This window comes from Aeromonas bestiarum, assembly GCF_028751155.1.
GTDB classification, from domain to species: domain Bacteria; phylum Pseudomonadota; class Gammaproteobacteria; order Enterobacterales; family Aeromonadaceae; genus Aeromonas; species Aeromonas bestiarum.
On record NZ_CP064746.1, the window covers coordinates 2,652,434 to 2,674,606 of the forward strand.

At 57.8% G+C, this 22,173-nt stretch carries 15 protein-coding genes; 6 read left to right on the forward strand and 9 right to left on the reverse strand.

Annotated elements, in window-relative coordinates; genetic code table 11:
• Positions 1-233 precede the first annotated feature (233 nt).
• Positions 234-1,850 (forward strand): peptide ABC transporter substrate-binding protein, encoded by a 1,617-nt coding sequence (locus IU367_RS12345; protein ID WP_274452037.1) that lies wholly within the window; start codon positions 234-236, stop codon positions 1,848-1,850.
• Between the two features lie 48 nt (positions 1,851-1,898).
• Here IU367_RS12345 and IU367_RS12350 read toward each other — a convergent pair whose 3' ends face one another.
• The 3 genes from IU367_RS12350 to sixA form a co-directional block, all read right to left on the reverse strand.
• Positions 1,899-2,816, reverse strand: coding sequence for a DMT family transporter (locus IU367_RS12350; protein ID WP_274452038.1), 918 nt, complete (start codon positions 2,814-2,816; stop codon positions 1,899-1,901).
• Between the two features lie 202 nt (positions 2,817-3,018).
• Positions 3,019-3,225 (reverse strand): DUF1107 domain-containing protein, encoded by a 207-nt coding sequence (locus IU367_RS12355; protein WP_274452039.1) that lies wholly within the window; start codon positions 3,223-3,225, stop codon positions 3,019-3,021.
• 133 nt (positions 3,226-3,358) lie between these two features.
• Entirely contained in the window at positions 3,359-3,826 is a 468-nt protein-coding gene (gene sixA, locus IU367_RS12360; protein ID WP_043136349.1) for a phosphohistidine phosphatase SixA, read from the reverse strand.
• A 162-nt stretch (positions 3,827-3,988) separates the two neighbouring features.
• Here sixA and IU367_RS12365 point away from each other — a divergent pair, with 162 nt between their 5' ends.
• The gene (locus IU367_RS12365) at positions 3,989-6,763 is read left to right on the forward strand and encodes an insulinase family protein (protein ID WP_274452040.1); all 2,775 of its coding nucleotides are present in this window, start codon (positions 3,989-3,991) and stop codon (positions 6,761-6,763) included.
• Positions 6,764-7,069: 306 nt separating this feature from the next.
• Here IU367_RS12365 and IU367_RS12370 read toward each other — a convergent pair whose 3' ends face one another.
• The 6 genes from IU367_RS12370 to guaB all read right to left on the reverse strand — a co-directional run bounded on the left by IU367_RS12370 (position 7,070) and on the right by guaB (position 17,535).
• Positions 7,070-7,717, reverse strand: coding sequence for a thiopurine S-methyltransferase (locus tag IU367_RS12370; protein ID WP_241278063.1), 648 nt, complete (start codon positions 7,715-7,717; stop codon positions 7,070-7,072).
• Positions 7,718-7,935: 218 nt separating this feature from the next.
• The gene (locus tag IU367_RS12375; RefSeq protein WP_274452041.1) at positions 7,936-9,309 is read right to left on the reverse strand and encodes a leucine-rich repeat-containing protein kinase family protein; all 1,374 of its coding nucleotides are present in this window, start codon (positions 9,307-9,309) and stop codon (positions 7,936-7,938) included.
• Positions 9,310-9,619: 310 nt separating this feature from the next.
• On the reverse strand, positions 9,620-13,465 hold the full coding sequence (locus IU367_RS12380) for a P-loop NTPase family protein (protein ID WP_274452042.1): 3,846 nt from the start codon (positions 13,463-13,465) through the stop codon (positions 9,620-9,622).
• Between the two features lie 301 nt (positions 13,466-13,766).
• Positions 13,767-14,039: a hypothetical protein gene (locus IU367_RS12385; protein ID WP_043140676.1), complete on the reverse strand. Its 273-nt coding sequence runs from the start codon at positions 14,037-14,039 to the stop codon at positions 13,767-13,769.
• 383 nt (positions 14,040-14,422) lie between these two features.
• A complete protein-coding gene (guaA, locus tag IU367_RS12390; protein WP_241324815.1) occupies positions 14,423-16,003 on the reverse strand; it encodes a glutamine-hydrolyzing GMP synthase in 1,581 nt (526 codons plus the stop codon).
• 68 nt (positions 16,004-16,071) lie between these two features.
• Positions 16,072-17,535, reverse strand: coding sequence for an IMP dehydrogenase (guaB, locus tag IU367_RS12395; protein ID WP_043140671.1), 1,464 nt, complete (start codon positions 17,533-17,535; stop codon positions 16,072-16,074).
• A gap of 448 nt (positions 17,536-17,983) precedes the next feature.
• Here guaB and IU367_RS12400 point away from each other — a divergent pair, with 448 nt between their 5' ends.
• The 4 genes from IU367_RS12400 (at position 17,984) to IU367_RS12415 (ending at position 22,046) form a co-directional block, all read left to right on the forward strand.
• Positions 17,984-19,852, forward strand: coding sequence for a potassium transporter Kup (locus IU367_RS12400; protein WP_241278068.1), 1,869 nt, complete (start codon positions 17,984-17,986; stop codon positions 19,850-19,852).
• Between the two features lie 261 nt (positions 19,853-20,113).
• A complete protein-coding gene (locus tag IU367_RS12405) occupies positions 20,114-20,869 on the forward strand; it encodes an energy transducer TonB (RefSeq protein ID WP_274452043.1) in 756 nt (251 codons plus the stop codon).
• A gap of 2 nt (positions 20,870-20,871) precedes the next feature.
• A complete protein-coding gene (locus tag IU367_RS12410; protein ID WP_042871531.1) occupies positions 20,872-21,624 on the forward strand; it encodes a MotA/TolQ/ExbB proton channel family protein in 753 nt (250 codons plus the stop codon).
• Entirely contained in the window at positions 21,624-22,046 is a 423-nt protein-coding gene (locus IU367_RS12415; RefSeq protein ID WP_103472428.1) for an ExbD/TolR family protein, read from the forward strand. Before IU367_RS12410 ends, IU367_RS12415 begins: the two co-directional genes overlap by 1 nt.
• Positions 22,047-22,173 lie beyond the last annotated feature (127 nt).

Genomic DNA, 22,173 nt, shown 5'->3' on the forward strand with positions numbered 1-22,173 from the left:
ACCCTGGCCGTCGAGCCCCTGTCAAAACCCCCTTTAATCGGTGCCAATCGGTGACTTTCACCATGTTAATTCGTGGTGAAAAGTCACGAACAGGCCGCCATGGTGGGTGCAACAGCCCACTTGGCCCCCTATCTGGGTAGCGGACGGCAAGGTCAGCGTCCCCCTCTTGAGATCTCCAGATCAATCCAGCACACTGGCCAGGCTTTGGAAGCAAAAAAACATAAGGATATTCAATGAAAAGGACACTCATTGCCGGCACGGTTGCCGCCCTGTTCGCATTACCCGCCCTGGCCGCCCAGGTACCGCCCGGCACCAAGCTGCTAGCCGCCGATCAACAAACCTTCGTGCGCAATATAAGCACTGAACCCGCCTCCATCGATCCCCAGATGGTGGAAGAGAACGCAGGCAGCGACATAGTCAACGACCTGTTCGAGGGGCTCTACACCCTGGATGGCGACGGCAAGCTGCAAGCCGCCGGCGCCCTTGGCTACGAGCTCGACAGCACGGGCACCGTCTACACCTTCAAGCTCAGACCCGAGGCCAAATGGTCCAACGGCGAGCCAGTCACGGCGGCAGACTATGTCTATGGCTGGCAGCGGGCGGCGGATCCCAAGAATGCCTCCAACTATGCCTGGTTCATCGAGCTGACCGGCGTCACCAACGCCAGTGACGTGGTGCAGGGCAAGAAGAGCCCGGATACCCTCGGCATCAAGGCCCTGGATGCGCATACCCTGCAGATAACCTTAAAGAACCCTGTGCCCTTCTTCCTCAAAACCCTCTCTCACTACACCACCTTCCCGGCGCCGAAGGCGACCATAGAGAAGTTCGGTCACGAGTGGGTCAAACCGGGCAACATAGTCTCCAACGGCGCCTTCGTGCTCAAGGAGTGGACCCCCAACGAGCGGCTCATCTCCGAGCGCAACCCCCATTACTGGGACAACCAGCATACTGTGCTGAACAAGGTGCTCTATCTGGAGATAGTCTCGGACACCGCCGCCTACAACCGCTATCGCGCCGGTGAGCTGCACTACACCACCTATCCGCTGGAGCAGTACAAGCAGCTCAAGAGCCAGAGCCCGGAGGAGCTTGTCAACGCCCCCATGCTCGCCACCTATTACTATGTGTTCAACACCCAGCGCAAACCGTTCGACAATCCCAAGGTGCGCAAGGCACTGTCGCTGGCCATCGACAGGGACACCATCACCGAGAAGATCTTGGGACAGGGTCAGATCTCCGCCTTCAGCCTGACCCCGCCGAGCGTCGACGGCTTCGAACTCAAGCGCCCTGCCAGCCAGTTGCTGAGCAAGGAAGAGAGGATCAAGCAGGCGAAAGCGTTGCTGAGCGAGGCGGGCTACGGCCCGGGCAAGCCGCTGGATGTGGACATCCTCTACAACACCAGCGAGGGGCACAAGAAGATAGCCCTGGCCATCTCCTCCATGTGGAAGCACAACCTGGGAGTCAGCGCCCGGCTCAACAACATGGAGTGGAAAACCATGGTGTCAGTGCTCAACGAGGGGGATTTCGGCGTCAGCCGCTACTCCTGGAACGGGGATTACAACGATGCTTCAACCTTCCTCGACATCATGACCTCCAGCAGCAGCGCCAACAGCGGCAAGTGGTTCAACAAGCAGTATGATGCCCTGCTGGCCAAGGCCCATGACTCCAAGGACCCAGCCGAGCGCAACCAGCTCTATCAGCAGGCCGAGGCACTGATCGATGACGAGGCCCCCATTGCCCCCGTCTATTTCTACGTCAAGTCGCGGCTGCTCAAGCCCAACATCAAGGGCTATCCCTATCAGAACCCGCAAGACGTGGTCTACTCCAAAGACCTCTATCTCATCGCGCAGTGACGCCCTGATCCCCTGAATAGAAAGACCGCCTCGAAGGCGGTCTTTTTTTCAATCTTCCCGGCAGGCGGCCAGCGCCACCCGGCGCCGGCCCAGCACCACAGGCTGTACCAGCAGTTGCGCCAGCAAGACCCCGAGCAGCGTCATGCCGCCCCCTATCAGGTGATAACTGGTCAGCTTTTCCCCGAGCCAGCTGATGGCCAGCGCCGCCGTCATCACCGGCAACAGGTTCATGAAGATGGCGGTGCGGCTCGCCCCCAGCAGGGCTATGCCCTGCATCCAGAGCCAGGGTGACAAGGCCGAGGTAGGAATACCGGCGTAGAGGATGAGCCAGAACGCGCGGCCATCTGGCCACTGCCCGTCCACCAGCAGGTAGAACGGGGTGAGAAACAGCAGGCTGCACAGCACCTGGCCATAGAGCATGGACCAGTTGTCCAGCCCCAGATCCCACTTCTTGAGCAGCACGCTGTAGAGCGCATAAGTGCCCGCCGACAGCAGCATATAGACGGAGCCGATGTGAATGCCCTGGGTGATCAAGCGGGAGGGATCCCCCTGCCCCAGCAAGATGGCCAGCCCCAGAATGGAGATGACGCCGCCGAGCAGGGCGCCCCAGGTTGGGCGCTCGCGCAGCAGCCAGATGCTGAGCACCACAGTCATCAGCGGGGTCAGCCCCATCATCAGGCCGATTTCGGTCGCCCCCAGGGTTTGCGCCGCGTAGTAACCGAAGGTCTGGTTCAACACCATGCCGAGCAGGGCCAGCGCCGCCAGCTGGTAGAAGCCGGCCCGCAGCTTGGCACGATCCCGCCAGGCGCGGTGCGCGAGGAAAGGCGTCAAGATGATGGCGGCCACCATCCAGCGTGACCAGGCCAGCGCCGCAGGTGAGAGCACGCCCACCGCCAACTTGCTGACGATGGCGTTGCCGGCCCAGATGGCCATGCAGGAGAAGGGAAACAAGAAGGCAAGGGGCATCACTATATCCAGAAGAAAGCAGCGGGTATTTCCGGCGGGAAGTATAGAGAGGCAAACAGGATTAGCAAGTGCTTGCCGGCCTTGCCGATGCAGGCTGGTTTGAAACGGAATCGAACAGAGCCGACTCGGGCAGATCAGGGCCAAAAACAATCATGCCCGCACGGTGGCGGGCATGAAGCGTCTGGATGGGATAGTGAAAGTATCACGCCGCATCCATGTGCAGTCTGGAGATCATTGCGTTGACCTCGACCACGGTCTGGCGGTGGGGAATGTCAGCTGGCGTTGGCATCATCAGCAAGCCTGACTTGAAATCAAAACGCCCCCTGCCGTGGATATAGATCCGTCCCTTGAAGAAGGTTTTGACATGTTTTGCCACCATGAGTGGCAGGTACTTCTTGAACACTCTCATCGTTTGCAACCTCTTGCAGTTGTATCCGTATGACAGCAGCTTCTGCGAAATAATTCCGTAAATTCTATATAAAAATCCGGAAAAATCGCGACTCTCTTCCCCAAAAAACCAATTTATAACTTTTTATTAACTTTTAGCGTATTGTATGTGGTCCTTCCAGCCAGAGCAAGACCCCCTTGTCATCTTGCCACTCGATACAGGCCAGACCCGAGGTGGCAAACATGGGCGCACCCGCCGCCGGACAGAGGCTCTGCACCAGATAACCCACCAGCGGCAGGTGGCTGACCATCAAAATATTGTCATGTGTTGCCGCCAACGCAGTGAGATAACTCGCGACAAACGCCGGGTCGCCATAGGGGGTGATCTCGCTGCTCTCCTCGACCCTGGCGGCCTTGGGTAATTCACTGCATATGCTCTGCCAGGTTTGTCTCGCACGCAGGTAATTGCTGTGAACCACCAAATCCAGTTCGCCATCCAGCTGAGGGGCCAGCCAACTGGCCATGTGAATGGACTCTTCGATGCCCTGCTCGGTCAGTGGACGCTGTTCATCTGTTTTCGCATTCATGCCAGCCTGGCCATGACGCATTATGTAGATTTTCATTACAACCTCGCCCAAGGGGCCTGTTTTGATAGCGGGGGGATCTTACCCCGCCATGCCGGGGGAAACAATTGCGCTACCTCTCAGAAAAGGGTTTGCCTCACTGGATAGCGGGGTCGATAATCATGTTTAAATTCAAATAAATCCAACATGAGTCACGCCCCAATGAGCCCATATGCCAGTCCTAATGACCATCGGCAGTACCACTATCTGGAGCTGGCAAACCGGCTCAGGGTCTTGTTGATCTGCGATCCCGATACCGACAAGTCTGCCGCTTCCCTGGCCGTCAACACAGGTCATTTCGACGATCCGGCCGATCGGCAGGGGATGGCTCATTTCCTTGAGCATATGCTGTTCCTTGGCACTCGTACTTATCCCAAGCCTGGTGAGTACCAGCAATTTATGAGCCGTCATGGCGGCAGCAACAATGCCTGGACCGGCACCGAGTTCACCAACTTCTTTTTCGAGATAGACAACGGCTTCTTCGAGGCCGGGCTCGACCGTTTTTCCCAGTTCTTCATCTGCCCCACCTTCACCCCCGAGTGGGTGGACAAGGAGCGCAACGCGGTCGACTCAGAGTACCGCCTCAAGCTGCAGGACGATGTGCGCCGCAGCTACCAGGTACATAAAGAGACGGTCAACCCGGCCCACCCCTTCTCCAAGTTCTCGGTCGGCAACCTGGATACCCTGGCGGATCTGCCCGGTCGGGATCTGCGCGCCGATCTCATCCGGTTCTACGAATCTCACTACAGCGCGGATCGCATGGCGCTGGTGATGATCTCGCCTGAATCCATAAAGACCCAGATGGCTTGGTGCGATCGCTTTTTCGCTCCCATTTTGAATCGCAATTTGGGAATACCGACCCTGACGACCCCCCTCTATCGCCTCGACGATCTCGGCATCCGCATCCGCATCAATCCGGTCAAGGAGACCCGCAAGCTGGCGCTGACCTTCCCGCTGCCCAACGTCGACGAGTTTTATGACAAAAAACCCCTCACCTTCCTGAGCCACCTCATCGGCTATGAAGGGGATGGCAGCCTGCTCTCCCTGCTGAAAGCGAAAGGTTGGGTCAACCAGCTCTCAGCCGGCGGCGGCATCAGCGGTGCCAACTTCAAGGATTTCGGGGTGAGTTTCGGCCTCACGCCGCTCGGACTCGAACACGTCAACGAGATAGTGGCCGCCCTGTTCGGCTACCTGAAGCTCATCGAGCGCGGCGGGGTGGAAAGCTGGCGCTACGACGAGAAGCGCACAGTGCTCGAGTCGGCGTTCCGCTTCCAGGAGCGGGGCCGGGCCCTCGACACCGTCTCCGGGCTGGTGTTGAACCTGTTCAGCTACACGCCCGAGGATCTGCTCTACGGCGACTACATGATGCGCGAGTACGACGAGGCGCTGATCCGCCGCCTGCTCGCCAAGCTCACGCCACACAACCTGCGCATGACCATCACGGCGCCTGAGCTGGCCACGGATCGCCTGGCCCGCTGGTATCAGACACCCTATGGCGTCGACGTCATCACGGAGGCGGAGAAGATCCACTGGCAGCAGAGCGAGCCTGAACCGGCCCTCGCCCTGCCCTTGCCGAACCCCTTTATCAGCAGCCGGCTCGATCCGCGCCAGCCGGCGCTGCAGGCCGACATGCCCGCCTGCCTCATCGACAGGCCAGGGTTTCGACTCTGGCATCTGCACGAGCATCAGTTCAGCGTGCCCAAGGGCAACCTCTACATCTCCATCGACAGCGAGCACGCGGTCAAAAGTCCGCGCCACATTGCCATGGCACGGCTCGCGGTGGAGCTGCTTACCGATCACCTCAACGCCCTCACCTACCCGGCGGAGCTGGCGGGGCTCGGCTACCAGATCTATGCCCACCAGGGCGGTTTTACCATCAACCTGAGCGGTTTTGCCGACAAGCAGCCGCTGCTGCTGGACATGATCCTCGGCAACCGCACCCTGGGCTATCCGGATCCGGGCCGCTTCGCCGAGATAAAAGAGCAGCTCATCCGCAACTGGGACAACCAGTCCAAGGCGCGGCCCATCTCCCAGCTGTTCAACCAGCTCACCAGCCTGTTGCAGCCGAACAATCCGCCGTTCGAGCAGTTGCTGCGCCATCTGCGCACAGTGGAGCTTGACGAGATGCCGGCGTTTGTCGCCCAGCTGTTTGGCGAGGTGCACATAGAAGCCCTGGTACACGGTGACTGGGACGCCACCGAGGCGCTCGAACTGGCCGCCCTGCTGGAGCGCCATCTCGGTGCCAACAGCCAGCCCAGTGCCGAAACCCGCCGCCCGCTCATCGCCATCCAGGACAGGGGGACACTCATTCGCGAGCAGGGTTGTGAACACGAAGACTCGGCGCTGCTGGTCTACTACCAGTCCCGCACCACTCGGGCGCGAGATCTCGCCTGCTTCACCCTGGCCAACCACATAATGTCATCCACCTTCTTCCACGAACTGCGCACCCGCCAGCAGCTCGGCTACGTGGTGGGTGCCGGCAACCTGCCCCTCAACCGCCACCCCGGCCTCATCTTCTATATCCAGTCGCCGGTGGCTGGCCCCCAACACCTGCTGGATGCGGTGGAAGAGTTCATCGACCTCTTCCCGCTGGCCATGCTGGAGCTTACCGAGCAGCAATGGCAAGACAGCAAGGTGGGCCTGCAGGCCCAATTGAGCGAGCGGGATGCCAACCTGCGCAGTCGCGGCCAGCGGCTCTGGGTCAGCATAGGCAACAAGGATCTGGGCTTCGATCAGCGCGAAAGGGTGTGCGAGGAGGTAGGCATGCTGAGCCGCGCCGATCTGGTGCGCTTCATCATACAGTTGCGCTCACGCACCTCGGATCGGCTGATCCTCTGCAGTTATGGCCAGGGCCACGAACACGACGAGCGCATCACGGGCCAGTTTATCGATGACCCCAGGGCGTTTCGGCTCAACGCCAGCACCTTCGAAGCCTGAGCAGGCAGCGTGCCCATCAGCCTATCCCGCCCAATAAAAAGCCGACCCCTGAGGGTCGGCTGGAAAAACCATAATCAATTGCGACCTAAGCCGCCAAAAGTGAACATGAGCGTGAAAATCAGACACTGAGTTGATGATCGGCCATATGGTTCAAACCAGAGCTCATCTGCCGATGCCAACAGTGATTGAGAAACAGGCTCATCTTAGGGATTAGCCTCCCTTGCCACGTTGATCTATGTCAAAGGAGGTAGCAAAGAGTCCGTGACCTGCGGCTTTGTCGCGCGGGATCACACTTTCAGCCGCCCCTCAGCCCCGGCGGATCAGGCGATAGGCCACTTCATCGAAGTAGGAGAGCTGGCCGGAGAGCACCCTGGGGTGATCCACCTCTGCGGCACGGCCCAGCACCTCCACCCGAAAATCGCGCTCGAACAGGGTACGCACTTCCATCTCCCCCACCGAGAAGGGCGGCTGTTTCTGCTGCTCCGGCTGATATTCCAGGGTCACCAGCAGGATCTGGCCACCGGTTTCCATCAGACGGCTCATCAGCTCCGCATACTGGCGGCGCATCTGCGTCGGCAAGGCGATCAGGGCGGCCCTGTCATAGGCCAGCCGGTAGCGGCGCCCCAGCTCGGGGGCGGCAAAGAAATCCCCCTGATGGATGCGCAGGGAGCCGTGCTGATGACACTGATAGGGGCCCAACTCGCTGAGGGTATCGGTGAGCCGGTTTTCACTGAAAAACTGCTCGATGGCGAGCGCCGAGAGCTCGAAGCCATCGATAGGGTGGCCCAGGCCATTGAGCCAGAGCATGTCGCGGGATTTGCCGCACAGGGGCACCAGCACGGGTTCATCCTGTTGCTGGGCAGACCACCAGGATTGCAGCCAGCGATTGAAGTCTGCCTGATGAAAGCCAATCCGGTTCTCTTCCCAACGCTGATGCCAAAACGCAGCTTCCATCCTAATACCCCTGTTATCTGAAGATGCCTCAATATCACAACTTAACCCGGCGCACGCAAGCCTTGCACCGGGCCTATGGGTGATTTTTGCCAGAAAAACGATTGCAACATGAAAAGATGCTCCAAGGCGTCTTTTTGCCATCTTTGTGTCATGAGGATGTGCTGCGTGCTGTGCAGCCCCTGCTCGCCGTCAGTCAGATGCCCGTTAATCGCACAGGCTCAGGCACAGAGGGGCTCGGCCACCATCATGGCCGCCACCGCCGTTATCCTGGCCGAGATCTGCGCAAACGAGGGACGCTGCGACATCTGTTCGCAGAGGCACGCCCGGGCCAGCAGGGCCAGATCCTGCAGCGCCTCGCTCTGTGGCTGGCAGCGTGCCAGCAACTCGTCCAGTAGGCAGCCAAAGGCTCTCACCTCGATCCGCTCCAGCCCCTCGGCCAGCACGCATTCCGTGCGGTCGTAACAAGAGGCCGCGCCAAAATCGCCGAGCAGCACCCGGCCCTTCCCTTGCAAGGAGTGCAGTATGTTATGGCCATAGAGATCGCCATGCATGATGCCCCGCTCATGCAGATGCCCCGCGGCAGCCGCTATGCCCTGCGCCATGACGAGCACGGCGGTCGGGGTGAACGACAACCCTGCGGGATAGACGTCGCGGGTGCAGGAGTCCAGGCTCGGCGGCCCCGCCAGATTGGCAAACGTTGGGTCTATCAGCGCCATCACCAGCGCCGGCATGCCGGAGGGGTGATCATTAACCTTCCCCAACACCCTGATCAGGTTGGGATGGGTGCCGGCCGCCAGTGACGCCGCCATCTCGCAGTGAGGCAAGCCGTCGCTGGTCACGGCCCCCTTGAACAGCTTGACCGCCACCGCCTGCGGTTCATCACCCTGCAATCCGTCGCAAGTGATGCGGGTAGCACTATGGATCACGCCAGAGGCCCCCTGCCCCAGCAGCTCACCCAACTCAAGCGCCCGCCACGGCACAGTGGCGATATGAGCCACATGATCCACATCGATGGCCTGCGCCTCCTCCCCCTCACTAAAGGGGTTGCCGGAATAGGCGAGCCAGGAAAGGCGCGGCAGCGTGAGCAGCCAGCCGGGGAATGTCTCGAGCCGGTTGGCGGCGATGCGCAGCAGTTCCAGATTACGGCAGTTGGCAAGGCTGGCAGGCAGCTCACGCAGGCGATTGCCCGCCAGCATCAGCTTTTGCAGGGCGGCGCACTGACCCAACTCATCGGGCAACTGTTCGATGGCGTTGTCAGTCAGGATCAGCCAGCGCAGCCCCGCCGGCAGCGACGCGGCGGAAACCGTGGCGATCCGGTTGGCCTTGAAGCCCACCATGGTGAGTGCCGGGCAGCGCCCCAACACCTCGGGCAACTCGGTGAAACGGTTCTCGGAGCAGAAAATGATGCGCAGTTTGGTGAACCCGGCCAGTTCGTCCGGCAGCTCACTTATCTGGTTGCCGGTGAGATCCAGCACCTCCAGCGTCTCTTTAAGGCTCAGGATCTCGGGTGGGAACTCCGTCAGGTTTTCACAAAGCTTCAGATGGCGGGCGCCGCACAGTTCACCCGCGCGCAGCTGTTCCAGAGTATGCATAACCGTTTCTCAATCCTGATGACCGCTCTGACGGCGCAACCAGCCATCAGAGCGCGCCGGACCAGCGTCCAGCGGTTTTAAAGGGGGGCATTATAAAGAATTCGGGGCGCAGATCGCCCCTTTTGTTGCCTTGGTGACGGGGTATGGCGCTAAGCAACGCCCCCGTCGAATTGACGAAACAGGTAGGGTGCAATAAGCGCAGCGCATTGCACCGTTTGGAGAGTGCCTTTTGAACAAGGTTTGAAGTGGGCAAATTAGCGGTGCAATTCACGTTGTTCATTGCACCCTACGGACTTGAAACAGACAGTTTTTATTCAAACCGCTGCTCGTGATCCATATCCTCCCGCTGTTCTCGCTCTTTCTGGCGCTCGATTAGCTGAACCAAGTTTGCAGAGACTGTTTGGGCTGCTGTCGCAATGTCTGCTCTTTCATGTTCAACCAACTTGCGAATTGCCTCAGCTCTGGACTGCATCACTTTGGCTCGACTACCAGACCAAGATGAAGGAGTGACACGCTCGGCGAATATTTCCAGAACAATAGCAGGGGCAGGAGATGCCTCAAGCAGCCTGAGAGCTAACTCTGACATCCCAAGCCCTTCAATTTCTTTATCCTTTCCCCACAAATTAATACTTGCTGCAATAGCCATCCATACGCGGGGCTCATTTCGGGCACAACACCAGTCAATCAGAAAATCCATATTAATATTGGCGAGAGGTGAGAATCGTAAGTCGCTGTTACAAATAAAAAACTGCCGTCGTTCTTGTTGCTCTTCAGTGCCTTCAAAGACTCGGTTTAAAAATGCTTCTGGCATCAGCACAGCTGTTGTCTCAATGGCACTTTCATATGAATGGACGTAACCATAGTGCAGGTCAACAACAGCAAAGATCGCGTCCAACCACTCCTGTTTTTCGGGCTCATTGCCATCGAAACGTAATGCAGCACTGATGACGCATTCCATGTTGTAACCATCCCCCCCACAGGAAGCACAATGATCCTTTGGCAGACTCAGCCTCGCAGCTTTAAGACCTATTTGTCGAAAATCAAGGCCAAGCTTGTCCACAGCCCCTTCTTCACTGTGTAACCGCATACTTAGCGCACGCAGCACCACATCGCTGCCACCTGGTTTACTCAGGATCCGTGTTGCAAGATCGAGTACACGCTCTCGGGGCAAACTCTCATATTCATCCCGCCATAAGATTGGTTCGTACATACTCGGGTAAATATCGGGCTCATCAAGAAGCATCATGCAACGATCCAAATCTGCTTCTGTAAAACTTCTTTGGGGATGCAGATCGACCAGACCATGCCGAAGTTCAGGATGCAGTGCACAATCCTCAAGTAGCGCCTTAGCAAGAGCTGGCTCGATACGGTCAACTTCTTCGATAAAGCCCTCAAAAACTGACAAGTTCTTATGGCCTGCTGGCTGCCGTTCAAGATGCTCGATAAGTTTTAGCCAAGCGGTATATAAGTCATGCCCCCCTTTGGCCAAACCTCTCCCGAATACTGCACGGTAAGGCATGTAGTCATTGGAAAATATGTTAGGTCCCAGCTCATCGAACTTATGACTTGAGACCGCAAACTCCTCACCCAATTGGAACGCCTTGGCTTTAAGTCGCCTTTCAGCTTCCTGATACTTGTTATGATCATTGTGATCAAAATCGGCATCCAGCGTCCACAGGCCATGTACCCTGCTCAACACATACGTCATGATTGTCGGAAGCAAATCATGAGGTTCCAGCTCTTTCTCCAAGGTGGCAAGATTATCTGGTATGGGCCCGACATTATTCACGTTTTTTCGCTCGGTATGATCGAAATAGATCGTAGAGCGGACGGCTTTCCAACCATCTCCCCAAGGGCGATGTGCATGTAGTTTGCGGGCAGCGTCAATAAGTTTTTCCCTTATCGCTTGCTGGCTCCACATCCCTCGAAATGTATTCGCCATAATCTGCCGTGCGGGAACTTCAAGAGCTGGATCGCCAGAAGTGCCCAATTGTGCGGCTACGTCGATAAAAGTGGTGCGCCACTCTACAAGCTCATCATGACTAGGGTGAAGTCCATAGTCTCTCGGCCGAGCACCAAACGCATTCATTCCAAAACCAGTCCAGCGATCCTCTAGGGCTGTCGAAAGCATCTTGAAACCCAATGATTTACGTCTAGGAACATCAGATGAAAAACATTCATTCATAATAGCAATTCGCTGTACTAAAGTAGCGTGTGTGCCAGACAGATATGCTTGAAAGAAATTCGTTATCTGCCTTGTCAGTGGGTTATTGCCATCGTTATCCTTCTCATAATCAGCCATATGAACAAGGAGTTTGATGCAACGTTCGAAGGCTTTGGGTTCATACGCCAACTGACATAAAATATTAATAATTGATGTTTGCCGTGAATTGTAACCCGGCTTCATACCATTAAAACTAGAGGAAATAAGTACGGTCTCAATCCTATCGAGAAGAGTTTCGGGAGAAACCGGTGCGATATAATCCAGCATTCGTGCCGACATATCATCCAACGTAGTTATCCGCCCTAATAACCCACTAGGTTCAAGCCAAGTATTAACAATTTCTTTCGCAACAGCGTGGTCGTGCAACAGCCCTAACCTGTGCGCGAACGACATGAGTAAACGCTGACGATCCGGGGCTTCAAAAGTTTCTTTGAGCTGTTCGACTGGAATGCTATTCAATGCTGACCCAGCCAATCTATTGGCAATTGCATGGGGCAAGATGGCCCGCCAATGAGCCCTCTTCTGTACAATATGGCGTTCTGACAACTTGCTTGTTGCTCGGAACAACTGGTTTACGGAATACCCCGAGATAGATCCCAATACCTCCAGTTCGTTTTGACCTTCCTCAGCCGATGAGACCGAAAATGAATAGACTAGAGATAATATTTCAGCTTGCTCCCGTAGACCCTCATCCGGATTGTTTCGCTGTTCGAACAAACGGTTAAATAACTGTGAATTTGACAGCTGGGCCAGGCTTTCACCTACCTCAACTCTCTCGGCAATAGCCAAAGAAACTCGTGCATTACCATCAGAAAACTCTGCTATTCGGCGGGCGTTATTTCGACCGATATTGGGAAAACGACGTAGAAGAAGCTGTTCGGCAACCTCAGGCCCCACCGCTTCAATCTGGATGACCTCTGTGGTCTGAGGCTTGTCATCTCTAATGTCATACTCAACAGTAATAAGGCTGATCGTACCTTTGGCCGCTACTTTACTGGCTAGAAGTGTGTGCAATTCAGAAGGGCAATTATCAAGGATCATAATGGCCCGTCGCCCCTCAGCGATCAGTCGATCCAGCATTGCTGTTGCAGAGGGTTCTGGGCTTTCTCCAGTATCAACATAAACTGCGATAGTACGATCGAGCGCATCTGCTCCGACTGATTCATCGAAAAGTGCCTGTACAATTCGGGTCTTTCCAACACCGGATAATCCCGTGATGCGAACAGCTTTATTGGTTGAGCGAATCAGCTCACGCATTGGACCGATAGCATCCTGAATGGCTAGCTTTTGCCCCTTTCCGGATGGCAGAGTAATTGTCACCCCAGGTGCTGAAATCAAGGTATCTTCTGACCCCTGAGGCGGATTGCTCCAAGCACCATATGGCTGCCACCCAGAATATCCCTGACCGAGCGTTTTTTTGGCCCAGAGCATGACTGACGGGTGCTGCCGCAACCATTGCGCCAGTTTCGAGCGGTCGTAAAAATCCAAGTGAATATTGGAGCGATTAGGATCATCCGTCACTGCATCCTTCATTGCCTTAAGGCGATCCCTCTTCATAAGAGGAGAACAATCATCACTTAAGCTGATGATGATATAGCTCCCTCCCTTTGCCGCTTGCTCAGAGATAATCGATGATAATGCACCATCAGTAGTCATTTCTGAGGTTATCGCAGCCCTCGGCATTGGATGCTTTTTGGCTTGAAAGATCGTATCAGGTCTTTCAATAAAGCCTGTGCTCATTTGCTCGACCGGTACTTTAACGTGCACATCGATACCGCCGTCGGGGGCATTTATAGAGCCTGACCAGTGTACATAGGCAGGGCTATGCCCGTGGGCTGAAATTTCCGCTTCAGCAAGACGCGCTATTAACTCTTCAAGCTGTGTATCAGAGAGCCGGAGTAATTCATCTTTCTCAATATCAAAAATCGCCACGATGCCCTCTGATCTTTCCGAGTTAGAAAGCAACTATATTATTCACATATAAATCAATAATCTACTTGTATAGGAAGTGGAGTGACCTATATCGGAAGGTGATTATATTTCAACCAAAAATTATCTGCGCATGTCAACAATCGCATGAGTTTCATTCTTCACTGTTCCGTTGTCAGAACAAAACTGACACGCAAACTCGTGGAAGAAAAAAAAGACGCCCTCGGGCGTCTTTCTTATTAGTGAGGTTGGCGGTAAACCGGTTGGACACTCTACGCCCTCCCCACCTAGCCCCACAACCGGATCAAATCGGGGTGATGGAGGTGATATGAGCAGAACCATCCAGAGATTGGAAGATCTGCACCACGGCTTCCCCGTGGATCGGGTTGGGCAGCGGCACCGTGGTTTTGCATTTGAAACGGTAGTTGGTGCCAGCCACCACCTGGGTGGAGACTTCAAACGGCTGGTACTGCACCCCGACAAATCCTTTCAGTGCCAGGTCAAATACCGCCTGATCTTTTGCGCTCAGCTTGTGGTATGCGGTCCATCCACCCAGCAACACTGCTTGTTCTGACATAGCAAACCCTCCGTGATCTCTTGTCCCTACTCGTTTGGCTGTTCGGGTTCCGCCCCGTTTATTCAAGTGGTGTCCGGACTCCACCGGGGGCCATACCGACCATGTATCAGTATGTCCGGTGCCGGCAGCGTGAATGAAGGCCTGCTGGCACCCAGCTTCCCCTCTTGCCACGGCCGCCGCCTCACAGCACCGGTCTCAATTGGCATGGCAGAGCCTAGTGCGAGATCCATAAAACACCTCCTGTCATATCTGACAGGGGCAAGGGGGCGAGAAAGCGGCTAGCGAGCAGAAAATTGAGGCGCAAACGATTGGAAAAAGAAAAGACGCCGCAAGGGCGTCTTTTTGGCATTTTTATGCTCGAAGGGCAGAGGGGCGTGAGCCGCTTATTCCCACTCGATGGTTGCAGGCGGCTTGCCGGAGACGTCGTACACCACGCGGGAGATGCCGTTGATCTCGTTGATGATGCGGTTCGACACATGACCCAGGAAGTCATAGGGCAGATGGGCCCAGTGAGCGGTCATGAAGTCGATGGTCTCGACGGCGCGCAGGGCAATCACCCAGTCGTACTTGCGACCATCGCCCATGACGCCGACGGAGCGCACCGGCAGGAAGACGGCGAACGCCTGGCTGACCTGGTTGTAGAGGTCGGCCTTGCGCAGCTCTTCGATAAAGACGGCATCGGCCTTGCGCAGCAGATCGCAGTACTCTTTCTTCACTTCGCCAAGCACTCGCACGCCCAGACCGGGGCCCGGGAAGGGGTGACGGTAGAGCATGTCGTAGGGCAGACCCAGCTCCAGACCGACGCGGCGCACTTCGTCCTTGAACAGCTCGCGCAGCGGCTCGACCAGACCCATCTTCATCTCGGCCGGCAGGCCGCCGACGTTGTGGTGGGACTTGATGACGTGGGCCTTGCCGGTCTTGCTGGCGGCCGATTCGATCACGTCCGGATAGATGGTGCCTTGCGCCAGCCAGCGGGCGTTTTTCAGCTTCTTGGCTTCGTCGTCGAACACCTCGACGAAGACGCGGCCGATGATCTTGCGCTTGGCTTCCGGCTCATCTTCGCCCGCCAGGGCGGAGAGGAAGCGCTCTTCGGCTTCGACCTTGATGATGTTGAGACCGAAGTGATCGCCAAACATCTCCATCACCTGCTCACCCTCGTTCAGGCGCAGCAGACCGTTGTCGACGAAGACGCAGGTCAGGCGCTCGCCGATGGCACGGTGTACCAGCATGGCGACCACGGAGGAGTCGACACCGCCGGAGAGGCCCAGGATCACCTCGTCGTCCCCCACCTGCTCGCGGATGCGGGCAACGGCGTCGTCGATGATGGTGGCCGGGGTCCACAGGCATTCGCAGCCGCAGATGTCCTTGACGAAGTGCTCCAGCATGCGGGCACCCTGACGGGTGTGGGTCACTTCCGGGTGGAACTGCACGCCGTAGAAGCCCTTGGCCTCGCACGCCATGGCGGCATGGGGGCAGGTGGCGGTCTGGGCTATGGTGGTGAAGTCGGCGGGGATGGCGGTGACTTTGTCGCCGTGGCTCATCCAGACGTCCAGCAGCGCATTGCCGTTGGGGGCGATGGCATCTTCGATGCTGCGCAGCAGGGCATTGGTCTGGCCCAGCACTTCCACCTGGGCATAACCGAATTCACGTTCGGTGGAGGATTGCACCTTGCCACCCAGCTGCTCGGCCATGGTCTGCATGCCGTAGCAAATACCGAACACCGGCACACCGGCGTTGAACACATAGGCGGGGGCACGGGGACTGCCGGCCTCGGTCACGGATTCCGGGCCGCCGGAGAGTATGATGCCGTTGGGATTGAATTCGCGGATCTGCTCTTCGGTCACATCCCAGGCCCACAGTTCGCAGTAGACGCCGATTTCCCGGACACGACGGGCGATAAGCTGGGTGTACTGGGAACCGAAGTCCAGGATCAGGATACGGTGCTGGTGAATGTCTTTAGTCATTTTATTCCTGCATCAGGCTGGTGTGGGGATAAAAACTGGTGGAGAAACGGGGCCGCAGCCCCGTTTTATCAGCCCATCCGATAGTTGGGGGCTTCTTTGGTAATGGTCACATCGTGGACGTGGGACTCTTTCATCCCGGCACCCGAGATGCGCACGAACTCAGCCTTGGTGCGCATGTCGTCGATGGTGGCGCAGCCGGTCAATCCCATGGAGGAGCGCAGGCCGCCCATCTGCTGGTGAATGATCTCTTTCAGGCGGCCCTTGTAGGGTACGCGCCCTTCGATCCCTTCCGGCACCAGCTTGTCGGCGGCGTTGTCGGTCTGGAAGTAACGGTCGCTTGAGCCCTTGGACATGGCGCCCAGAGAACCCATGCCACGGTAGGACTTGAAGGAGCGACCCTGATAGAGCTCGATGTCGCCCGGCGCCTCTTCGGTACCGGCGAACATGGAGCCCACCATGACGCAGCTGGCGCCCGCGGCGATGGCCTTGGCCACGTCACCGGAGAAGCGGATGCCGCCATCGGCAATCACGGGCACGCCAGTGCCTTCCAGCGCGTCAACGGCGTCGGAAATGGCTGTGATTTGGGGCACGCCAACACCGGTCACGATGCGGGTCGTACAGATGGAGCCAGGGCCGATACCAACCTTGACGGCATTGACGCCAGCGGCGACCAGCGCCAGGGCGCCAGAGGCGGTGGCTACGTTGCCACCTATGATTTGCAGCTCAGGATAGGCATCGCGGGTCGCCTTGATGCGATCCAGCACGCCCTGGGAGTGGCCGTGGGAGGAGTCAATCAGCAGCACGTCCACACCGGCTTCCACCAGGGCGGCGACGCGCTCTTCGTTGCCGGCACCGGCACCGACGGCCGCACCGACACGCAGGCGGCCGCGCTCGTCTTTACAGGCGTTCGGCTTGCGTTCGGCTTTCTGGAAGTCTTTGACGGTGATCATGCCCTTGAGTTTGAAATCGGCGTTGACCACCAGCACCTTCTCGATACGGTGCTTCTGCATCAGGGCAACCACCTCTTCACGAGGGGCCCCTTCACGCACGGTCACCAGACGATCTTTCTGGGTCATGATCTGTTCGACTGTCTGGGAGAGATCGATCACGAAGCGCACGTCGCGGCCGGTGATGATACCAACCAGCAGGTTGCCCTCGGTCACGACAGGGTAGCCAGCGAAGCCATTCTTGTGGCTCAGCTCCTTGACCTGGGCAATGGTCATGTCAGGACGTACTGTGACGGGGTCAGTGACCACGCCGCTCTCGTACTTCTTGACCTTGCGCACTTCTGCAGCCTGCTGCTCGATGGACATGTTCTTGTGGATAAAGCCGATACCGCCTTCCTGGGCCAGTGCGATAGCCAGACGGGCTTCGGTCACTGTGTCCATGGCAGCGGAAATCATTGGGATATTCAGGCTGATAGAGGAGGTCAGCTTGGTACGCAGATCGGCAGTATTGGGAAGAACATCGGAGTGGGCGGGAACCAACAGTACATCGTCGAAGGTTAACGCTTCTTTGGCAATCCTGAGCATGGCAATATCTCACCGTTGAGGAAGTGGGGGTGTAAAATATTGCCGACGAAGTTTACTCACCGATTGGTCACTGGTAAAGAAGTTTTTTGAATTTTTTATGGCGTAGCCCGTGTTTGACGTGCCAAAAGGCCAAAAAAACAAGATTATCAGTCCTAAACAGGCACTTTGGGGGTAGAAGAGTTGCCAGACTGCGATTTTATGCAAAGAGGCCCCCTGCTCAGTCGCCAACCCGGATCCCGAGGTCACCCCCTCGCTTGCCAAGACACTCGCCCAGGCACTCATACTGACGCGACTCAGGCAGTTCTGACATGGCCGAGGCAACGCATGGCGGCATGCAGATCAGCCGGGTTCGATGCCATGGGGAATATCGAAGTGTCCATCACAGTATTCACTTTGGCCAAACCTCGCGTATCATGATTAACAGTCTGAATTGAAATGGAATTTCATGATGAGCAACGGACATCATCAAGGACGCATGGCGATTACCCTGGCCGCACTGGGCGTCGTCTACGGCGACCTTGGCACCAGCCCGCTCTACGCCTTGAAGGAGAGCTTTGCCGGGCATATTGGCCTGCAGCCGACCCCTGACGACATCCTGTCGATCATCTCCCTCTTTTTTTGGACCATCATGATCGTGGTCTCATTTAAATATGTCTTGCTGGTATTGAGGGCTGATGACAAGGGTGAAGGGGGCATCTTGACCCTGGCTTCCCTGGCCTCACGCCGCCTGTCGCCCAAGGCTCGATCCCTGGCCATGTTGCTGGGGCTGATCGGGGTGGGCTTGTTCATCGGGGATGCGGTGATCACACCCGCGATTTCGGTGCTGTCTGCCGTCGAGGGCCTGCAGGTGGTTGCCCCCGAACTGGCCTCTTTCGTCTTGCCCATAACCCTCATAGTGCTGGTGATACTGTTTGGCATTCAGCATTACGGCACGGCAGGAATAGGCCGACTCTTCGGTCCCATCATGTTGCTCTGGTTTGGCGTGCTGGCAGGACTCGGGGCAAAGGAAATTGTGCAAAACCCGGCCATCCTGCAGGCCATCAATCCCCTCTATGCCCTTGATTTCATGTTCAGCCGGCCAGGTGTGGCCTTCATCACCCTGGGCGCTGTCGTGCTCTGCGTCACCGGTACTGAGGCGCTTTACGCCGACATGGGCCATTTTGGCCGAGGTGCGATCCGGCTGGCATGGGGCTCGCTGGTGATGCCGTCCCTGCTGCTCAACTATTTTGGCCAGGGGGCGCTGCTGCTGCGCCGTCCTGACGCCATTGAAAACCCATTCTATCTGCTCGCCCCCACCTGGATGGCCATACCGTTATTGATCCTGGCGACCATGGCGACTGTCATCGCGTCCCAGGCCGTCATCTCCGGTACTTACTCAGTCGTACGCCAGGCGATCCTGCTCGGGTATCTGCCACGCCAGGAGATCCGCCATACCTCCGAGCATGAGATTGGCCAGATCTACCTGCCAGTGGTGAACTGGCTGCTGCTGGCCGGCATAGTGCTGGTGATATTCTGGTTCAGAAGCTCCAGCAATCTGGCCGCCGCCTATGGCATAGCGGTGACAGGCACCATGGCGATCACCACCCTGTTGCTGATGGTGGTCGCCGCCCATCGCTGGAAATGGCCAACCTGGCTGATCGTGATCGCGGGAGCCCCTCTCCTGCTGGTCGATGTCACCTTCTTTGCCGCCAATACCACCAAGTTCCTGGCCGGCGGCTGGTTGCCCATCCTGTTTGCACTGTTGACCATAGTGGTGATGACCACCTGGAAGCGCGGTCGCGAGCTGGTTCTCGACAAGCTTGAGCACAAGTCACTGGCGCTGAAAGGGTTTGTCGACAACATGCTGGCTCATCCACCACTGCAGGTGCCGGGGACAGCCGTGTTCCTCTCCAAGTCGGTGCAGGTGGTGCCCCACGCCATGCTGCACAACCTCAAACACAACAAGATCCTGCACGAGCGGGTCATTTTTCTGACCATACAGATAAAGGATGAGCCCTGGTTGTCCTTCAAGGAGCGCATCCTTCTCACCCACCTTGGGGAGGGGTTCTGGCAGGTCGTGGCGCACTTTGGTTACAAGGAGGTCCCTTCCATCGAGGAGATCTTCCAAGCCTGTGCCCAGCAAGACCTGAAGGTCTCCATGCGCGATGCCTCCTTCTTCCTCTCTCACGAAAATCTGGTCAGTACCGACCTGCCCGGCATGGCACGCTGGCGGGAAGGCTTGTTCGTCTGGATGAATCGCAACTCCCTCAAGGCGACCGACTTCTTCCATATCCCGGCCAACCGGGTGGTGGAGCTGGGGGTTCTGCTGGAGCTGTAACTGCGGCGCCAGATGCAAACATCCTGATGGCACTCGACCCAGTTCACCCGGCCAGCAGGATCCGGCTGGCCAGCGCAGACCGGATCCCGCGCGACAGGGAACAGCCCGGTCAGCATCTGGCGGTGGTATCTCTCGATTAAAATGCGATTGATAATGGTTGTTGTTTGCGATTGGCATCATCAGGCATGCTAGTGCACTGTACTGGCTCTACCACACTATCCGTTTGAGTATGAACATGAAAATTTGGAATGGAGGGCAGTGATGGAAGCCTGCAGCCCGAGGCCAACACTGCCCGCCAACGATCCCGATGCCGCCCGCCTCGCTTGCCTTGCCATCGCGGTCGTCCTGCATCTTGCCGCCTTCTGGTGGCTCTATGAACACCAGCCTGCGCCCATCACCCCGCCCTTGCCGCTGACCCTGTCGGCCCGCTGGGTCGGTGAGGCCAGCGCCAATGACGCGCCGGCCAAGGCGCCGGCAGCCGCCCCGGCGCCGCCCATGGTCAAAAAGCCCATACCGGTTCAAAAGAAGGTCGTTAAAAAACCGGTCAGGAAACCCATTCCCAAACCGGCCCCCAGGGTACCGGCACCGCCAACGCCCAAGGCTACTCAGGTGGCCAGGGCAGAACCGGTCGCGGCGCCCTCGGCCCCTGCCACGCCGGTGGCGGCCAATGCCCAACAAGGCGGCAGTGGCACAGCGCCGGTCAAGTCCCGGCAGAGCGGCAGCGGGGCTGGCAGCAGCGCCCCCATCGCCCGCGATGCGCGGCTGAACAACCCTGAGCCACCCTACCCCTATGAATCAAGAAGACGGGGTGAGGAGGGGCGCGTCATCCTGAATGTACTGGTGGCGGCCGATGGCACCGCCTCCTCGGTGGAGGTAGACAAGGGCAGCGGTTATCGGCGGCTGGACATGACGGCGCGCAAGACGGTCAGTCGCTGGCGATTTATTCCCGCCAAACAGAACAATACGGCCGTCGAGGCCTGGGCAAAGGTCACCATCATTTTTAAATTAAGGGCTTGAATATGGATCCGGAAATCGCAAACAACGGGATGGGCGTCGCCCATCTGCTCAGTCAAAATACCGGTGTGGGGCTGCTGCCATTCATTTTGCTGGTATTGATGTCCCTCGGCACCTGCTATTACACCCTGCTGAAAATCGTGCTGGGTCAGCGCGAGCGCCGCCTCAACGCACAATTCGTGACCCGCTTCTGGCAGCACGAGAGCGTGCAGGATATGGAACGTCAGCTGGCCCATCTCCCGCCGCAGGAGGCCTATGGTCGCGTGACCAGCACTGCGCTGGCGACGGTAGCGCAACTGAACCGGGCCGGGGAGCGGACCGTGTCGCTCAAGCTGGGTTCACCGGACGAGTATCTGTTGCGGGCGCTGCGCCAGGCCATTACCCACGAGCGGGTAAGGCTGGAGCACGGCCTGGCCTTCCTCGCCTCCGTGGGCTCGGCGGCCCCCTTCATCGGGCTGTTTGGCACCGTCTGGGGCATCTATCATGCGCTGCTGGCCATAGGTGCCGCCGGCCAGAGCAGTCTGGACAAGGTGGCAGGCCCAGTGGGCGAGGCGCTGATCATGACCGGCTTTGGCCTCGCCGTCGCCCTGCCGGCCGTGCTTGTCTACAACTTCTTCGTGCGGCGCAATCGCCTCAAGCTGGCCGCGCTCGAGGCCTTTGCCTACGACCTGTTTGCCCTGCTGGTGACGGGATTTGAGCAGGCCCCCTCCAACGTAACCCAGCTGACCGAGCGGGAAGCCAAGAAGGGGCACGGGTAATGGCATTTGGCAAATTGTCGGACGACGGAGACGATCAGCCCCTCTCCGAGATCAACATGATCCCCATGATAGACGTCATGCTGGTGCTGCTCATCGTCTTCATGATCACGGCCCCCCTGCTCACCAATGCGGTCAAGCTCGAGCTGCCGGAGGCCAGCAGCCAGCTCAATCAGCCGGAGAAGGAGGACATCACCCTCGCCATCGATGGCACAGGCAAGATCTACTGGAACGACAAGGAGGTCGATGAGGCCGCCCTGCTTGCCCAGATGGAGACTGCCGGCAAGGCCGATGGGGAGCTGCCCGAGATCCAGCTGCGCATCGACAAGCGGGTCGAGTACGGCATCATAGCCAGGGTGATGGCGCAGGCGTCCCAGCATGGATTGCACAAGATTGCCTTTGTCAGTCAGCCGGACGCAGGCTAACCCCGGCCTTGTGGCGCCCGCCACCTGGCAATGTGCAAAAGGCATCACCCCGGGTGATGCCTTTTGCACAAGGACGCCCCCCATACACGCAGTTGCCATCCCACGCCCGTACCCGGCATGATGCCGA